Source organism: Parvimonas parva (assembly GCF_016552165.1).
Classification (GTDB): Bacteria; Bacillota; Clostridia; order Tissierellales; family Peptoniphilaceae; genus Parvimonas; species Parvimonas parva.
On record NZ_JACVDA010000006.1, the window covers coordinates 71,187 to 86,941 of the forward strand.

Below are 15,755 nucleotides of genomic sequence, written 5' to 3' on the forward strand. Positions count from 1 at the left end.
ACTCCTTTTAATATACTTCTTCTATTATTCCTCCTCCGACTACAATATCATCAGAGTAAAATACAGCCGATTGTCCTTTGTTTGGTGCTCTAACAGGCTTTTCAAATTCAACAAATAATTCATTATCTTTATAAAATAATAATCCTTTTGTTTCGTTTTGTCCATGTCTAACCTTAACACTCACTTCCAACGGTTTTTCTAAAACTTCAAAAGGTATAAAGTTTTCATCTCTTATTTTTATTTTATTTTTATATAAAGAATCTTCGTCAGACAATGTGACAGTATTATCTCTTGCATTTATCTTAGAAACAAAAACTCTCTTTCCAAGTGCAATTCCAAGACCTTTTCTCTGTCCGACAGTATAATACACTATCCCATTATGTTTTCCTAATTTATTTCCATTTTCATCAATAAAAAAACCCTCTTTTATTAACTCAGGATTTCTCTGTTTTATAAACATACCATGGTCTCTATTTTGAACAAAACAAATTTCTTCGCTATCTTTTTTTGAATAAGTCAAAATATCTTCATCTTTTGCAATTTGTCTTACTTCGTCTTTTATCAAATCAGCAAGAGGAAATAAAGTTTTTGCTAAAACTTCTTGACTTGTATTATACAAAAAATACGTCTGGTCTTTTTTAGAATCTTTTGCCCTTTTTAATAAATATCTATTATAATTATTATCAAATTCAACTTTTGCATAATGTCCGGTTGAAATAAAATCTGCTTTTAAAGGTTTTATTTTATCTACAAAACTATTAAACTTTATATATTTATTACAAGCAACACAAGGGTTGGGAGTATATCCTAAAGAATAGTCTCTAACAAAATTTTCAATAACTTTTCTATCAAATTCTTCTCTAAAACTCATTGTATAATGTTTCACGCCCATTGCCTCTGCAACTATTTTAGCGTCCATAACGGAAGATAATGAGCAACAACCTTTTTCTTCATCATACAAATGTCCTTTAGGTACTAAATTCATAGTAACCCCGATTACTTCGTATCCTTCTTTCAATAACAAATGGCAGGCAACACAACTGTCAACCCCGCCACTCATTCCTAAAATTACTCTTTTATTCAAAATTACCTCACTAATAACTGATAATTATTCCACCCTCATTTTCATAAGTAGAGGACAATCCTCTCGCAGGAACAATTAAAATTTCTTTAAAATTATATTTTTCAATAATTTTATTTCTTATTTCCTTAGCTCTTTCTAAACAATTACAATGAGTTATTACCAACTTTTTATCTTCAATATTTGAACAATTTTCAGATATAGAATCTACAAGTTCAGCATAAGCCTTCTTTAATCCTCTAACTTTTTTGTAAACCTCGATTTCTCCATCAACACCATACATAACAGGTTTAATGGAAAAAGCAGATACTATCATAGCTTTAAGTTTAGAAATTCTACCATTTTTAATTAAATTATCAAGGTTTTCTAAAACAAAAAATATTTTCATATCAGCAATATAATTTGTAACAGTATCTACTATTTCTTGAAATGACATTTTATTATTAATACATTCTTGAATTTTCAAAGCAACTAAAGTTTCACTTGCAGCAGCAGATTTTGTATCAAAAATATGAATCAATTTTTCTCCTTTTTCAAGTACCATTGTTCTAGCTAAACAAGCATTTGAATAAGTTGCGCTTAATTTTCCTGATAAAGTAATGCAAAAAACTTCCTTTGCTTGTTCAAATTTATCCATAAAAAGTTTTGGAGATGGAGCAGCTGTCTTTACAGAACTAGCCTTTTTCATATTTTCTATATATTCATTTACATTCAAGTTTTCATCATCTAAATAATCTACATCATCAAGTTGTAAAGTCAAAGGTACCAACTCAATATCTAATTTATTCTTTAACTCTTCGGTTAAATCACAACAACTATCAGCAACTATAAGTCTTTCCCTCATATTATCCTAACCTCTCTTCAATAAGTTTAGCAAGTTTTCTTGCCTCTAATTCTAATTCTTCTTGATTTTCTCCTTCAATCATAACTCTAACCAAAGGCTCTGTTCCAGAAGGTCTTATCAAAACTCTTCCATTTCCTAAAAATTTATCTTCTATCTTCTTTATTTCTTCTAAAATTTCTCTATCTTGTAAATAAGCACTTCTATTTTCCAACTTAACTTTCGCATTAACTAACACTTGTGGATAAGAAACCATAAGTTCATTGAAATATGATAGATTATTTATACTACTGGCAACCAATTCACAAATCTTAAGCGCTGTAAAAGTTCCGTCCCCTGTAGTACTATCATTTAGGAAAATTACATGTCCAGATTGTTCTGCTCCTAAAATATAATTATTTTCCAACATATTTTCAAGCACAAATCTATCTCCAACTTTTGCTGGAATAAAATCAACTCCTATTGAATCTAAATATTTTTTTAGCCCAATATTACTCATAACAGTTCCTACTACTGCATTATTTGTAAGCTCATCTTTTTCTTTATATGACTTAGCCATAGCAGCTAAAATATGGTCTCCGTCCATAATATTTCCTTTTTCATCAACTGCTAAGCATCTGTCAGCATCTCCGTCAAAAGAAAATCCCATATCAACATCATTTTCTAAAACTGCTTGTCTAATAACTTCCATATTTGTACTACCACAGTTTAAGTTTATATTTTTTCCGTCTGGAGCAGTATTTAAAGAAATAACTTCCATACCTAAATCTTCAAATAATTTTCTTGCAATTTTATAAGCAGCACCATTTCCGAAGTCAACTGCAATTTTCAAATTAGAAAAATCTGCATCTACTCTTGATTTTAAATAATCTGCATAAATAGAAACAGCATCAGTTTCTTCTGTGAAGATTCCTTCTTGTACTTCTCCAAAATCAAAATATTCATCATCTAAAATACTTTCAACTTTAAATTCAATCTCATCTGAAATTTTAAAACCATTTTCATTAAAAATCTTGATTCCATTATATTTAAAAGGATTATGCGATGCTGAAATAACAGCGCCTCCAACTGCCTTAAAATATTTTATTAAGTAAGCAACTGTTGGTGTAGGAGCAATTCCTATACTAACAACATTAAAGCCCATTTCCAATAAGCCTTTTGCCAAACTGTTTTCAAGGCTCTTTCCACTTTCTCTAGTATCTCTACCTATTATAAATAATTTTTCTTCTTCATTTTTTAAAATATATCCGACAGATTTTCCAAGTTTATATGCAAGTTCATCAGTTAAATTTTCTCCATAAACTCCACGAACACCATCTGTTCCAAAATAATTACCCATTCTTTCTCCTAATTAATTTTAATATTCACATAATAATTATCGTAACAACGATTAAATTAAACAACCTTATAAACATAAAGTTGCTCTTATTATATCATAAAAGAAAAAAAAAATCATTAATTAAAAGAAAAAACAGTGTATTTAAAAACACACTGTCCTTTAAGCATTTTCTTTTATTTTAAATTGTGCCATTAATATACTTATCAAAGTTATTCCAACCACTATTAAGTAAATTGATTTATTTTGTTCAAAGCCAAGTATTCCATTCGGTATTAGCTTTGAAATCCAAAGATACACTCTATCTCCAAAGTAAACTCCCATAGCGAAAAATAATTGGAATATTCCCATACTAACATTTCTATCCTCTTTTTCAAAATATTGCATAGCCATTGAAATCAAACAAGTATATGCAATTCCATATCCAAAACCGTTAAACATATATCCTAAAAATGCAGGTAAATAACTTCTAGTTAATAAAATTATTATATAAAAAACTAAATTCGAACCCAAACCTAAAACTAAAGTCTTTTCAATTCCAATTTTTTTAGCAAAATAAGTTCCTGCAAGTACACTTGCAACAAGTTGTGGAAAAGCAAACAATACGTCAATATAGGCCAAAAAAAGTGGTGGCATATTAAGATTAACTTTTGCATAGGCAATCATATTTGCCCCTGAAGTTGAAAATTTTATAAATGAAACTAAAATTGCAATTAAACAAATATATAAATATCCTTTAAATTCAAAAACTTTTTTAACCTTTGCAAAACTAAATCTCTTCGCTGAATAAGAAACGTCTTTAACAAAAAAAGTCAAAACAAAAGCTATAACAGAAATAATTGCAGAAAGTGTCCAAAGCAATTTAAAATTTTTATATGAGCCATAAGTTGACAAATATTGAATAGGTGCTGCTATAAATTCTGCTAAAAGTGGTGCTATTGATAATATAGATGCCGAAATCGCAGCTTTTTCTTTAGAAAAAGTCTCTGAAAACAATACATTGAACACCGCAAGCATTGACGCACATATACCCATAGCTACTGATGAGAAATATAAAGTATTGTAACTTGGTTTTAAAACCACCATAAATGATGCCAATGTTAAAACAAAAAGTGCAATCTGAATAAATATCTTTTTTCTATTAAAAATATCACTAAGTATAAAAATCGGTAGCCTTATAAAGCAACTGATAAGCCCATAAGCAGAAGTTATCTGTGCAGCCATAATAATTGAAAAACCAAGTCCTCCCTCTTCCATAGGACTTATTGCATAAAGTTTTCTATATGCTCTAACAACAGTTATTCCACTCCAAAAAAGTACAAATAACCAAAAGATTATTTTTTGATTTCTATCTAAATCATACTTCTTTGAAATAAAAAATATAATTGCAAAAGTTAAAATAATCATAAAAATTGATGAATAAAGTTTATACATTTTTTCTCCTTAATTTTCTGGTTTAAATGCTAAAATTTTACCACGTCTTATATGTTCTCTTAAATTTAATTTATGTCCCCATTTTGCAAGATATTCTTCAGTCAATTCCTCTTCAATTATTGTGTAAAGTTCAAAACCTACCTTTTTCAAAATACCCTTTAACTTCACTGAAGTTATTGAACCGGCAACTCAAGTTGCATGAAAAATAGGTTCATCTTTAACCCAAGTAGGAAGTTCATTGAATTGAACAATGTCTGAAATTGAAATTCTTCCACCCGGTTTTAAAACTCTAAAAATTTCAGAATAGACCTTTTCCTTATCTTCACAAAGATTTATAACACAATTTGAAATTACACAGTCAACCGTATTATCTTCAACTTTAAGATTATCAATATCTGAAACCCTGAAATCCGTATTAAAAAGTTTTTTCTTTTCTCTTATGTAATTTGCCTTTTCAACCATTTCAGGAAGTCTATCAACACCGATAACAAGACCTGTTTCTCCAACAATTTTACAAGCCTTAAAAACGTCCATTCCCTTACCACAACCTAAATCTAAAACAGTTTCTCCCTCTTTTAAATTTGCATTTTGAATCGGATTTCCACAACCAAGCCCAAGATTTGCTCCACTTTCTAAATCTTCCAAAGTGTAACCTAAACTTAAAGCAATCTTTGTTTCAATCTCTTTGCTATCTTCACTTTCTCTTAATCTATCATTTATAGCAATGTTTTTATACAACTCATCTATAACTTTCTTATTATCACAACACTTCATAATAATCCTCCTTTCAACCTCATTATTCTATCACAATTTAATAAATTAGTCCAATTAAAAAAATTTTTGTAATATAAATATTTTTTAATTTTTACATAATACAATATACCCAAATTGATAAATAAATTTAAGTTTTAACGACAAATATATCTTGATTTTTTTTGAAATTCAATGTATTATATGGGTATAAGATAATTATAATTCACATAATTTAATTAAAGTAAATTATCTTGAATCGAAATTATATTATTAAGATATTTAGGAGGTGCGTTATGCAAATAACAAAAGATATGTTAATCGGAGACATTATTCAAATCCATCCGGACGCAGTAGAAATTTTATTTAATTTTGGACTTTCTTGCGTTGGCTGTCCTGCAAGCCAAATGGAGACTCTTGAAGAAGCTACTATGGTTCATGGACTAAACTTAGACTTACTTCTTGATGTCTTAAATGAAAATTCTTCAATCTAAAGAATGAATCCCTCACCCCACACAAAAGTGTTCGGTGAGTAGTACATATTTAAACAAAAATCACGAGCTAGTAGCTCGTGATTTTTGTTTAAATATTAAAGATTTTCTAATAAAGTTTTTACAAATTCAAAAGTTCTTTGTGTTGAAGGAATATTTAATCTTTCAACCGGACTGTGAACGTCTTTCATTGTAGGTCCTATTGATATCATTTCCATATCAGGGAATGTATCAACGAAAACTGCAGGTTCTAAAGCTGCATGAACAACTTCAACCTTCATTTCTTTTCCAGTTAAATTTTTATAAACTTCTAATGCAGTATCTCTTAATTTTGAAACTTTTGCAAATTCCCAAGGTTTATAGTAATCTTCTAAAGTATATTCAACAGAATTTTCTTCATAAACTTTTTTTACGATATTTGTATATTCTTCAAAAGTTTTAGGATTTGAACTTCTAAGTGAAAGTGTAAATCTAATAATATCTCCGTCAAATTTAATCATCGCAAAGTTATCTGAGCATTCAACGATTGATGGATATTCTTCCATCATTGAGTAAACTCCATGAGGAATATTTCTAATTACATTTTCCAACTTTTCTTGACAGCCTTTGCATAAAACTTCTTTTTCATTTTCTATTTTTTCTATACTAACTCTCATATCCTTATCAAGTGGATATTCGCTAATCAATTTAGAAAAATCAATATTAAATTCTTCTGCATCACTTGTGAAAACAACCTTAGCATCTCTAGGAATTGCATTGTGTTTTGTTCCACCTTCAAGACTAACCAATCTGTAATCAGCAATTTCTCTTACCATATCCAAAGCTCTAAGAGTAAATTTCAAAGAATTTCCTCTTTGTTGATGAATTTCCATTCCTGAATGTCCACCAAGCATATTATTTACAGATAAAACAAAAGTATTTTTCTTATCATTTTCTTCGAATTTAACTTTTAAAGTACCCATAACATTATGTCCACCTGAACAACCTGAAAGTAAAATACCTTCTTCTTCAGCATCAATATTTAAAAGTTTTCTTCCGTTTAATAATTCTTTTTTAACAGCTCTTGCTCCTGCCATTGTTCTTTCCTCATCAGTAGTTACTAAAAGCTCTAATGCTGGGTGTTTTGCATCTTTATCTTCTAAAATAGCAAGACCCATAGCAACAGCAATTCCATCATCCGCACCTAAAGTTGTGCCTTTAGTCTTAACCCATTCTCCATCTACAATAACAGGAATCGGGTCTTTTAAAAAGTCGTGGCAAACTCCGTCAGCTTTTTCAGCAACCATATCCATATGTCCTTGAATTACAACAGGTTCATGGTCAATATAATCTTTATGAGCAGGTTTTCTTATAACAATGTTATTACTTTCATCTTGGATTGTTTCATATCCAAATGATTTTCCAACGCTGTACAAATAATCACTTACAGCTTGTTCATTTCCAGACTCTCTTGGAATCTTAGTTAGTTCTTCAAAATAATGAAAAACTCTTTCAGGTTTTAAATTTTCTAACATATTTACCTCCATAAAATTTAATATATAACGAATATATTATATACCTTTCGATATGCTTTTTCAAGTCATAAATATGAACTAGAAAAGTTTATCGAACTCTTCCATACTAAAAATAATTTTTTCTCCGTCATTGATTACCATAGCAGGAATACCGATTGAACCATTTTTCTTTGCAAAATCAAAAGCAGAATTTTCTCTAAAAATTAAAAATTTCTTTAAATTTGCTAAATTTTCATTAATGTCAAGATATAAATATTTTATCCCTCTTTTATCCAATTCGTTTTTCATAACAATACAATCAGGGCACATACTTGACCCAAAAACAACTTTTTTATTAATCATAATTTCTCCTTAAAATTCTAAAGATTTTTCTATGAAATCTTTTAATTCAGAAATTTTTATTCTCTCTTGTTCCATAGTATCTCTAAATCTAACCGTTACACATTCATCTTCCAAAGTATCGAAGTCAACAGTTATACAAAATGGAGTTCCAATTTCGTCTTGTCTTCTGTATCTCTTTCCAATACTTCCTGAAACATCTGTATCTATCATAAAATATTTTGAAAGTTCATCATAAATTTCATCAGATTTTTCTGATAATTTTTTAGTTAATGGTAAAATTGCAGCCTTAAACGGAGCTAAAGCCGGGTGCAATCTTAAAACAGTTCTCACATCTCCTTCTCCAATTTCTTCTTCATCATAAGCATTACATAAGAAAGCTAATGCAACTCTATCTGCACCTAATGATGGCTCAATACAATATGGAACATATTTTTCATTTGTAACAGGATCGATATATCTTAAATCTTCTCCGGAAACTTCAATATGTCTTGATAAGTCATAATCAGTTCTGTCAGCAATTCCCCAAAGTTCTCCCCAACCGAATGGGAATAAAAATTCTATATCACAAGTGGCCTTACTGTAAAAACTTAATTCTTCTTGTTCATGGTCTCTAAGTCTTAAAGTTTCTTCGTTCATTCCTAAAGATAATAAGAAATTAAAAGAATAATTTTTCCAATAGTCATACCATTCTAAATCTTCTCCCGGTTTACAGAAAAATTCCAATTCCATTTGTTCAAATTCACGAGTTCTAAAAGTAAAATTACCCGGAGTAATTTCATTTCTAAAAGATTTTCCAACTTGAGCAATTCCAAACGGAACTTTCTTTCTTGAAGTTCTGGCAATATTTTTAAAGTTTACAAAAATTCCTTGAGCAGTTTCAGGTCTTAAATAAATTTCAGATTTACTATCTTCGGTTACACCTTGAAAAGTTTTGAACATAAGGTTGAATCTTCTTATATTTGTAAAATTTTTCTTTCCACAACTTGGACAACAAATATTTTTTTCTTCCATTAATTCTTCAACTTTTTCATTTTCCCAACCATCAACATTTATATCACCAAGATTATTTTCAAAATAAAAATCTTCTATAAGTTTATCAGCTCTAAAACGTGATTTACAGTCCTTACAGTCGATCAAAGGGTCACTAAAACTACCAACATGACCTGATGCAACCCAAACTTCCGGATTCATCAAAATCGCACTATCAAGTCCAACATTATATTTTGATTGTTGAACAAATTTTTTCCACCAAGCCTTTTTAACATTATTTTTAAATTCAACACCCAAAGGACCATAATCCCAAGTGTTTGCAAGTCCACCATAAATTTCTGAACCCGGATAAATTATTCCCCTACTTTTACATAAAGAAACTACTTTTTCCATACTTTTTTCTGATTTCATAATATCCTCCTAAAATTTTACACATAAAAAGGCCATATCGCAAGGGACGATATGACCGTGGTTCCACCCTAATTATGTCTAAAAGACATCTCTTCTTAAAACAATTTACTCCTGATTTCCCCATAATACAAAAATATAATTTCACACCAAACAATTACTCTCTAAAAATTTCATATTATTTTTTATCATTCAACGTAACTATTAACGAGTTAATTTTAACATATTTATAATTTAAAATCAATTACATTTTTCTAACTTTATTTTTTTCTTTTAATACTCTTAGATTATCTTCTGTTAAGTAACTGAAACCTTCTCCGGAAACTTCACTAACTGTTGCAACATTTACAAACGCATTGCTATCAAACTCTCTTATAAATGTCATTAGTTTTATGTATTCCGGTCTTGTAAGAATTGTTTCAATCATAATTCTTTCACTTTTATTAAATCCACCCTTTACTTCATAAAGCGTACTACCTCTAACTATTTCATTTAAAATATAATCGTTAATTCCTTCCCATTTTTGTGAATTAATATATACTTTAATCCTTGTTTTATAACCTGTAAGCACTTTGTCAATAACAACGGCATTAAACATTATTCCAACAATAGCATACATAGCAGCATTAATTCCATAAGCAAAATATCCCATAATCACAACAGAAAAGTCTGCAATAAAAACGCCGACACTTAAGTCAACATGTATATACTTATTCAAAATCTTACCGACAATATCCGTTCCTCCTGTTGATGCATTTTGATTCAATGACATTGCTATACCGATTGCTGTAACTACAACTCCTATAACCATACTCATAAAAGGTGTATCCACTAATGGTTTAATATTTGGAAATATTTTTTCAAAAGAAATAAGTGCTATTGACACTACAATTGTTGAATAAATACTAAGTCCACCAAATTCTGCTCCTATAAGTAAAAATGCTAAAATAAATAAAATAATATTAATTCCAAGTTGAAATGCCCCAACCGGCACTCCAGGAATAAATTTTGCTAATGCTATGGATAGCCCTGCTGTTCCACCAATCGTTAAATTATATGGAACCATAAAGAAATAAACTCCAGCTGATACTAAAATAGAGCCCAATGTTGTAATTATAATTTTTTTTAATGTGTTCGAATTCATAATTCCCCCTCCTATAACAAACAATACAATTATAACAAAAGTTTTTAAAATTTACAACAATAAAAGTCTGGTAGTATTGATTTTTTCATAAAAAAAGTTTACAATTATAATAAATAAAAATTATATATTGGAGGCTTATATGATTAAACAAATCGAATTAAACTTAGAAACTATCGAATCTATGTTATATTTATGGACAGCTTTAGCAGAAAAAGAAAAAGTTGCTGAAAGTTTTTTTGTTGATGTAGCAAAACAATATCCATTAAAAGCTATAATGACTAAAGATTTCGATGAAGAATCAGTAAGAAAAGTTCTTTCTGCTATTCAAAACAGAGAATTGCTTTCTGGAGCAAGTAAAGAAGAAAAAAGATTTTGGAACAACAATATGTGGATGATGGAAGACCTTGAACTTCCAAAACTTATGGCAAAACCTATTAAAGTTTTGAATGTAAACCACCTTATTGATGAACTAAACAAAGAATTTCCAAACAATGATAAAGAAGTTTTAAAGGTATATATAGCTCCTTTACATTTAGATGATTATTATATCGTTGATGGAAATTTAATCATCAACTTCTTTAGAGTTATGTTACCAGATGGAGAAAATGCATTCATCGAAGGACAACCTATCGACGAATATATCCTTACAAAATTAAAAGAAGTTTTAAAATAAGAACCCCACCCTTCCACGATGCTTTGCATCGGGTGGGTGCCCGGGAACCTTGTTGTTTCACAATAAAAACCCCACCCTTCCACGATGCTTTGCATCAGGTGGGTACCCAGAACCTTGTTATTTCACAATAAAGGTAGTGTCTATGACACTACCTTTTAAATATCTTATACATTATGATTGCCGTTGCGATTGAGACATTTAAAGATTCCATTGAATTATCCATATCTATTTTCAAATGTTCATTTGAAATTTCAAGCATTTCTTTTGAAACTCCATTCGCCTCATTTCCCATAACGACAATATTTTTTTCATCAAAACTAAATTCTTCTAAGAATTTTGAATTTTCACTTAAAGTTGTAGAAATTAATCTGTAGCCTAATTTTTGCAACTCTTTTATTTTTTCAATATCACAGCTTACAATATTTGTTCTAAACATAGCGCCCATTGTTGCTCTTAAAACTTTTGAATTATACTTATCTACACAATTTATAGTAAGTATATCCTTTATTCCAAAAGCATTAGCCGTTCTAATTATAGTCCCAAAATTTCCGGGGTCGCTAACATTTTCAAGACAAATTATATTTTTAGATGAAATTTTTCTTTCTTCTAAATAATTTACAATTGTTATAACACCTTCAGAATGTTGCATTTCTGTTAGGGATTGAAATAATTTTTCAGATAAAACAATAACTTTATCCAAAACAGTTTCCGGAAAACTAAAATTTTTTAAAAATTCTTTTGTACAAATTATATTTTCAACATTAAGATTCTCACTTAATACCTCAAGCAAAAGTTTTTTTCCCTCAAGTAAAAACAATTTATACTTATCCCTATTTTTCTTTAAAGATAAACTTTTAAAAAATTTATATTTTTTATTTTCTTTACTATCTATTGTTTTAAATTCCATATTATACCAATTTACTAATTCTATCATTTCTACCGGCAACAAGTAAAATATCGCTGTCTTTTATAACATAATCAGCACCAATATTTATTTCCAAGCCTTTTTGTGTTTTAACTGCAACTATATTGATATAATACTTTTGTCTAATTTCAGATTCTTTGATAGATTTACCAATCCAATCTTCAATAGGTGCAATTTCAACAAGAGAATACTCATCAGATAAATTTATAGAGTCCAAAATATTTGAATTACTTATATTATTTGCAACTCTAATTCCCATATCTCTTTCAGGAATAATGACCCTATCTGCTCCTATTTTACTAAGAACCATAGCTTGAACACTATCGGTAGCCTTTGCAATAATTTTCGGAATACCAAGTTCTTTGGCTTCAACAGTTGCAATAATAGAAGTCTTGTAATCAGAACCTATTGCAACAACACAAATATCAAAATTTGCAAGACCTAATTCCTTCAAACTTCCCTCAACTCTAACGTCGCAAATGATACTATGAGTAACTTTATTTGCAATAGAGTTAATAACCTCTTCATCTTTATCTATAACCATTACTTCATTTCCAAGTTTTTCTAAGGTAATGGCTAAATTTGTTCCAAATCTTCCACAACCTATAACAACAATTTGTTTCATATTATCTCCTATCCAACAATAACATTTCCGTTTGAATACTTAAATTTCTTTTTATTAACCTTATTATAAAAAGAAAAAATAATTGTAAGTGGTCCAACTCTTCCAATAAACATTAATATAATTATAAATACTTTTGTAATATCTTTCAAGTGTGGTGTTAAATCTTTACTTAACCCAACCGTTGCAAAAGCTGAAACAGTTTCAAAAAGTAGATTTATAAAATCAACATCTTCAATCAAAGTCAAAGTAAATACCACTGTTCCAACCAATAATAAAGATATAACGAAGATTCCTATTGCTCTTTTTACTAATGAAAAAGAAATTCTTCTTTTAAAAACCTCTATTTCATCATTATTTTTAATAAAGGAAATAGTTGTTACAATCAATAAAAATATTGTAGTAGTCTTAATACCACCGGCAGTACTTGCAGGCGAACCTCCTATAAACATCAAAAATATTGTAAAAATCGTTGATGATTCAGTAAAATGAGTTTGATTTATAGAATAAAATCCTGCCGTTCTAGTCGTTACCGATTGAAAGAATGCGTTTGATATTTTATCAAAAAAGTTTAAATTTTTTAAAGTATTTACATTAGAATATTCTAAAACAAAAAACATAAATGTTCCAAGGATAACCAATCCTAAAGTCATAACCAAAACAATTTTAGTATGCAAAGAATATTTATTAAATTTAAACTTAGAATTATTTATATCTATATAAACATTAAATCCAAGTCCACCTAAAATTATCAAAGCTGATACAACAAATAACATATACGGTGTTGCATTAAACATTTCAAGACTGTTTTCTCCCAAAATATCAAATCCTGCATTACAAAATGCTGAAATCGCATGAAAAATAGAATAGAAAATTCCTTTAATGCCAAACTTTGGAATAAAAACAAATGACATAAGAAAAGCACCTACTCCTTCTATCAATAAAGTAGAAAAAATTACATATCTTATTAGTTTAACCATTCCACTAAGTTTTGTAGATCCCATTTGTTCTTGAATTACAAGTCTATCTTTTAAAGTTATCTTTTCGCCTAAAATCATAGCTACCATAGTAGCCATTGTCATAAAACCTAATCCGCCTGCTTGAATTAAGAGCATTATAATAAATTTTCCAATATAATTAAATTCATTTGTGATATTTATGGTTGATAACCCTGTTACACAAACAGATGAAGTTGATATAAATACACAATCTAAAAAATTTGTAAAATTTAGATTTTTAGATGAAAAAGGTAAAAACAAAAGAATTGACCCAACAGTTATAATTAGAAAAAATCCCATAGTCAAAACTGCCGGTGGATTCGTTTCAAGTTTATCTTTTAATTGTTTTATAAAATTTCTCAAAAGAACCTCCAAAAAAAAGTCCCTCTATTTATGAGGGACATCTCTCTATCTTACTAATTCAACTAATTTTTTGAATCCTTCAGGATCATTTATAGCCATTTCAGAAAGCATTTTTCTATTCATATTTATGTTGTTTTTCTTTAGTCCATACATAAATTTGCTATAACTTAAACCATATTGTCTTGTTCCAGCATTGATTCTTGCAATCCATAAACTTCTGAAATCTCTCTTCTTTCTCTTTCTTCCTATAAATGCGTAAGTCATAGATTTCATAATTGCTTGATTAGCAACTTTGAATAATTTAGACTTTGCGCCATAATATCCCTTAGCTTGTTTTAATACTTTTCTATGTTTTTTTCTTGCATTTAAACTACGTTTTATTCTTGCCATTACTCTTTACCTCCATAACCTACGGAATCATATGATTGATTCTTTTTTGATCTCCACTGCTAATAACTGTTGATTTTCTTAAGTTTCTAATTCTCTTTGGTGATTTTTTACTTGTTAAGTGGCTCTTATAAGCCTTAAATCTTTTAATCTTACCAGTACCAGTTCTTTTAAATCTCTTAGCTGATGCTCTATGTGTTTTCATTTTAGCCATATCTAAAACCTCCTATTAATCTTGTTTTGGTGATAAAAACATTGTCATATTTCTACCTTCCATTACGGAATCTTTTTCTACATTTCCAAATTCCACAGTAAGTTCTTTAAATTTATCTAAAACAACCTTACCTATTTCAGTATGTCCAAGTTCCCTACCTCTAAATCTTACAGAAACCTTAACCTTATCTCCAGCTTTTAAAAAGTTATTGGCATGTTTAGCCTTAACTTCTATATCATGCTTATCAATACTTGGAGTAAGTCTAATTTCCTTTACATTTATAACTTTTTGTTTTTTCTTAGACTCTTTTTCTTTTTTCAAAGAATCATATTTATATTTTCCATAATCTAAAATTTTGCAAACCGGCGGATTAGCATTTGGAGAAATATTTACAAGGTCTAATTTCTTCTCACTTGCCATATCCAATGCTCTTGAAATTGGAACAACTCCAATTTGATTACCTTCTGCGTCAATTAACCTAACGTCTTTTGCTCTAATCTCTTCATTAATTAAAAGCTCTTTTATAATAACACCTCCACGATAAAAAAATGGCGAGTAAAAAACTCGCCATAATAATTACAAAATCAAAATTATTAAAATATACCTGAAACTAAAAAGTAACAAGGTGAGAGCGAGCACTCTACTTCATTCATCATATTACTCAAATATTTTACCATAAATGAATAAAATAGTCAAGCAATTTAAAAAATTTTTCTAAATCATCAATTTACATCGTTTATTTGAACATATTTCCATTTTGATAAATTTAAATAGGTAAATATGATGAAATAAATATTCTTTTACACAAGAATTGTAAATTCATATTTATTTTAACATAAATTTTTTTGAAAATCAAATTTTAATTTTCTTTTTTGAATAAAAACTTCATATATCCTACAAAAACAAATAAAACAATTAAAACTGCAATAATTTCTTGAACATTTACAAGTAACTTTAAAACTGTATTTACAAAAGAAAAATTAAAAAGCAATACTATATTTCCTAATGTAACAATCAAACAAAGTATTAAAGATTACATATATAATACAGATTATGTATTAGAAAAAGTTTTAGAAGAAATTAGCAAATAAATTATATACTAACAAAAAAAGAAATATGCCGAACATATTTCTCAGAGTGCAGACAAAGCATTAGTTTTGTCTGTGCTTTTTTTATGTATTTTTGTTTTTAGTTAAAAATTACTTTAGAATTTATTAAAATCTTAAATTTTATATAAATTTC

The 15,755-nt window shown here is 28.6% G+C and carries 19 protein-coding genes; 2 read left to right on the forward strand and 17 right to left on the reverse strand.

The features are described 5' to 3' along the window. Window positions 1-7 precede the first annotated feature (7 nt). The 6 genes from mnmA to IBJ83_RS03020 all read right to left on the reverse strand — a co-directional run bounded on the left by mnmA (window position 8) and on the right by IBJ83_RS03020 (window position 5,466). Window positions 8-1,084 carry a tRNA 2-thiouridine(34) synthase MnmA gene (gene mnmA / locus IBJ83_RS02995; RefSeq protein ID WP_201275245.1) on the reverse strand — a complete coding sequence of 359 codons (1,077 nt, stop codon included), beginning with the start codon at window positions 1,082-1,084 and terminating at the stop codon, window positions 8-10. 10 nt (window positions 1,085-1,094) lie between these two features. Then, window positions 1,095-1,925 carry a DegV family protein gene (locus IBJ83_RS03000; RefSeq protein ID WP_201275246.1) on the reverse strand — a complete coding sequence of 277 codons (831 nt, stop codon included), beginning with the start codon at window positions 1,923-1,925 and terminating at the stop codon, window positions 1,095-1,097. A 1-nt stretch (window position 1,926) separates the two neighbouring features. After that, entirely contained in the window at window positions 1,927-3,261 is a 1,335-nt protein-coding gene (glmM, locus tag IBJ83_RS03005; RefSeq protein WP_201275247.1) for a phosphoglucosamine mutase, read from the reverse strand. 159 nt (window positions 3,262-3,420) lie between these two features. Then, complete coding sequence (locus IBJ83_RS03010) at window positions 3,421-4,692, reverse strand: MFS transporter (protein WP_201275248.1); 1,272 nt, start codon at window positions 4,690-4,692, stop codon at window positions 3,421-3,423. 9 nt (window positions 4,693-4,701) lie between these two features. Further along, window positions 4,702-4,842 carry a hypothetical protein gene (locus IBJ83_RS03015; RefSeq protein WP_156435999.1) on the reverse strand — a complete coding sequence of 47 codons (141 nt, stop codon included), beginning with the start codon at window positions 4,840-4,842 and terminating at the stop codon, window positions 4,702-4,704. Between the two features lie 39 nt (window positions 4,843-4,881). Beyond that, window positions 4,882-5,466: a methyltransferase domain-containing protein gene (locus IBJ83_RS03020; protein ID WP_201275249.1), complete on the reverse strand. Its 585-nt coding sequence runs from the start codon at window positions 5,464-5,466 to the stop codon at window positions 4,882-4,884. Window positions 5,467-5,738: 272 nt separating this feature from the next. Here IBJ83_RS03020 and IBJ83_RS03025 point away from each other — a divergent pair, with 272 nt between their 5' ends. Beyond that, window positions 5,739-5,936 (forward strand): DUF1858 domain-containing protein, encoded by a 198-nt coding sequence (locus IBJ83_RS03025; RefSeq protein WP_068474015.1) that lies wholly within the window; start codon window positions 5,739-5,741, stop codon window positions 5,934-5,936. Between the two features lie 95 nt (window positions 5,937-6,031). Here IBJ83_RS03025 and pepD read toward each other — a convergent pair whose 3' ends face one another. From pepD to IBJ83_RS03045, 4 genes are all read right to left on the reverse strand, one after another. After that, window positions 6,032-7,447, reverse strand: a complete 1,416-nt coding sequence (gene pepD, locus IBJ83_RS03030; protein WP_201275250.1) for a beta-Ala-His dipeptidase — start codon at window positions 7,445-7,447, stop codon at window positions 6,032-6,034. Between the two features lie 78 nt (window positions 7,448-7,525). Beyond that, the gene (locus IBJ83_RS03035; RefSeq protein ID WP_201275251.1) at window positions 7,526-7,789 is read right to left on the reverse strand and encodes a glutaredoxin domain-containing protein; all 264 of its coding nucleotides are present in this window, start codon (window positions 7,787-7,789) and stop codon (window positions 7,526-7,528) included. A gap of 9 nt (window positions 7,790-7,798) precedes the next feature. After that, window positions 7,799-9,190, reverse strand: coding sequence for a glycine--tRNA ligase (locus IBJ83_RS03040; RefSeq protein ID WP_201275252.1), 1,392 nt, complete (start codon window positions 9,188-9,190; stop codon window positions 7,799-7,801). 241 nt (window positions 9,191-9,431) lie between these two features. Beyond that, window positions 9,432-10,331, reverse strand: coding sequence for a YitT family protein (locus IBJ83_RS03045; RefSeq protein ID WP_201275253.1), 900 nt, complete (start codon window positions 10,329-10,331; stop codon window positions 9,432-9,434). Window positions 10,332-10,470: 139 nt separating this feature from the next. On the opposite strand from IBJ83_RS03045, the gene IBJ83_RS03050 reads away from it, so the two are divergent. Further along, window positions 10,471-11,004 carry a TDE2712 family protein gene (locus IBJ83_RS03050; protein WP_201275254.1) on the forward strand — a complete coding sequence of 178 codons (534 nt, stop codon included), beginning with the start codon at window positions 10,471-10,473 and terminating at the stop codon, window positions 11,002-11,004. A 148-nt stretch (window positions 11,005-11,152) separates the two neighbouring features. Here the strand turns inward: IBJ83_RS03050 and IBJ83_RS03055 are convergent, their stop codons facing one another. The 7 genes from IBJ83_RS03055 to IBJ83_RS08475 all read right to left on the reverse strand — a co-directional run bounded on the left by IBJ83_RS03055 (window position 11,153) and on the right by IBJ83_RS08475 (window position 15,504). Beyond that, on the reverse strand, window positions 11,153-11,938 hold the full coding sequence (locus IBJ83_RS03055) for a TrmH family RNA methyltransferase (protein ID WP_068472524.1): 786 nt from the start codon (window positions 11,936-11,938) through the stop codon (window positions 11,153-11,155). Then, window positions 11,913-12,554 carry a potassium channel family protein gene (locus tag IBJ83_RS03060; protein WP_201275255.1) on the reverse strand — a complete coding sequence of 214 codons (642 nt, stop codon included), beginning with the start codon at window positions 12,552-12,554 and terminating at the stop codon, window positions 11,913-11,915. Before IBJ83_RS03060 ends, IBJ83_RS03055 begins: the two co-directional genes overlap by 26 nt. Window positions 12,555-12,562: 8 nt before the next feature. After that, a complete protein-coding gene (locus IBJ83_RS03065; RefSeq protein ID WP_231698850.1) occupies window positions 12,563-13,912 on the reverse strand; it encodes a TrkH family potassium uptake protein in 1,350 nt (449 codons plus the stop codon). A gap of 45 nt (window positions 13,913-13,957) precedes the next feature. Beyond that, window positions 13,958-14,302, reverse strand: a complete 345-nt coding sequence (gene rplT, locus IBJ83_RS03070) for a 50S ribosomal protein L20 (RefSeq protein WP_004832268.1) — start codon at window positions 14,300-14,302, stop codon at window positions 13,958-13,960. A 19-nt stretch (window positions 14,303-14,321) separates the two neighbouring features. Then, complete coding sequence (gene rpmI / locus IBJ83_RS03075) at window positions 14,322-14,513, reverse strand: 50S ribosomal protein L35 (RefSeq protein WP_004832272.1); 192 nt, start codon at window positions 14,511-14,513, stop codon at window positions 14,322-14,324. Window positions 14,514-14,528: 15 nt separating this feature from the next. Then, window positions 14,529-15,041: a translation initiation factor IF-3 gene (gene infC, locus IBJ83_RS03080; RefSeq protein WP_201275258.1), complete on the reverse strand. Its 513-nt coding sequence runs from the start codon at window positions 15,039-15,041 to the stop codon at window positions 14,529-14,531. A 331-nt stretch (window positions 15,042-15,372) separates the two neighbouring features. After that, a complete protein-coding gene (locus tag IBJ83_RS08475) occupies window positions 15,373-15,504 on the reverse strand; it encodes a hypothetical protein (RefSeq protein ID WP_269902516.1) in 132 nt (43 codons plus the stop codon). Window positions 15,505-15,755: the final 251 nt, after the last annotated feature.

Bases quoted from the DNA above. Each gene is read 5' to 3' on its own strand.
- IBJ83_RS03000 (WP_201275246.1), bottom strand. From the start codon at position 1,925: ATGAGGGAAAGACTTATAGTTGCTGATAGTTGTTGTGATTTAACCGAA.
- glmM (WP_201275247.1), bottom strand. From the start codon at position 3,261: ATGGGTAATTATTTTGGAACAGATGGTGTTCGTGGAGTTTATGGAGAA.
- IBJ83_RS03010 (WP_201275248.1), bottom strand. From the start codon at position 4,692: ATGTATAAACTTTATTCATCAATTTTTATGATTATTTTAACTTTTGCA.
- IBJ83_RS03020 (WP_201275249.1), bottom strand. From the start codon at position 5,466: ATGAAGTGTTGTGATAATAAGAAAGTTATAGATGAGTTGTATAAAAAC.
- IBJ83_RS03025 (WP_068474015.1), top strand. From the start codon at position 5,739: ATGCAAATAACAAAAGATATGTTAATCGGAGACATTATTCAAATCCAT.
- pepD (WP_201275250.1), bottom strand. From the start codon at position 7,447: ATGTTAGAAAATTTAAAACCTGAAAGAGTTTTTCATTATTTTGAAGAA.
- IBJ83_RS03035 (WP_201275251.1), bottom strand. From the start codon at position 7,789: ATGATTAATAAAAAAGTTGTTTTTGGGTCAAGTATGTGCCCTGATTGT.
- IBJ83_RS03040 (WP_201275252.1), bottom strand. From the start codon at position 9,190: ATGAAATCAGAAAAAAGTATGGAAAAAGTAGTTTCTTTATGTAAAAGT.
- IBJ83_RS03045 (WP_201275253.1), bottom strand. From the start codon at position 10,331: ATGAATTCGAACACATTAAAAAAAATTATAATTACAACATTGGGCTCT.
- IBJ83_RS03050 (WP_201275254.1), top strand. From the start codon at position 10,471: ATGATTAAACAAATCGAATTAAACTTAGAAACTATCGAATCTATGTTA.
- IBJ83_RS03055 (WP_068472524.1), bottom strand. From the start codon at position 11,938: ATGATAGAATTAGTAAATTGGTATAATATGGAATTTAAAACAATAGAT.
- IBJ83_RS03060 (WP_201275255.1), bottom strand. From the start codon at position 12,554: ATGAAACAAATTGTTGTTATAGGTTGTGGAAGATTTGGAACAAATTTA.
- rplT (WP_004832268.1), bottom strand. From the start codon at position 14,302: ATGGCAAGAATAAAACGTAGTTTAAATGCAAGAAAAAAACATAGAAAA.
- rpmI (WP_004832272.1), bottom strand. From the start codon at position 14,513: ATGGCTAAAATGAAAACACATAGAGCATCAGCTAAGAGATTTAAAAGA.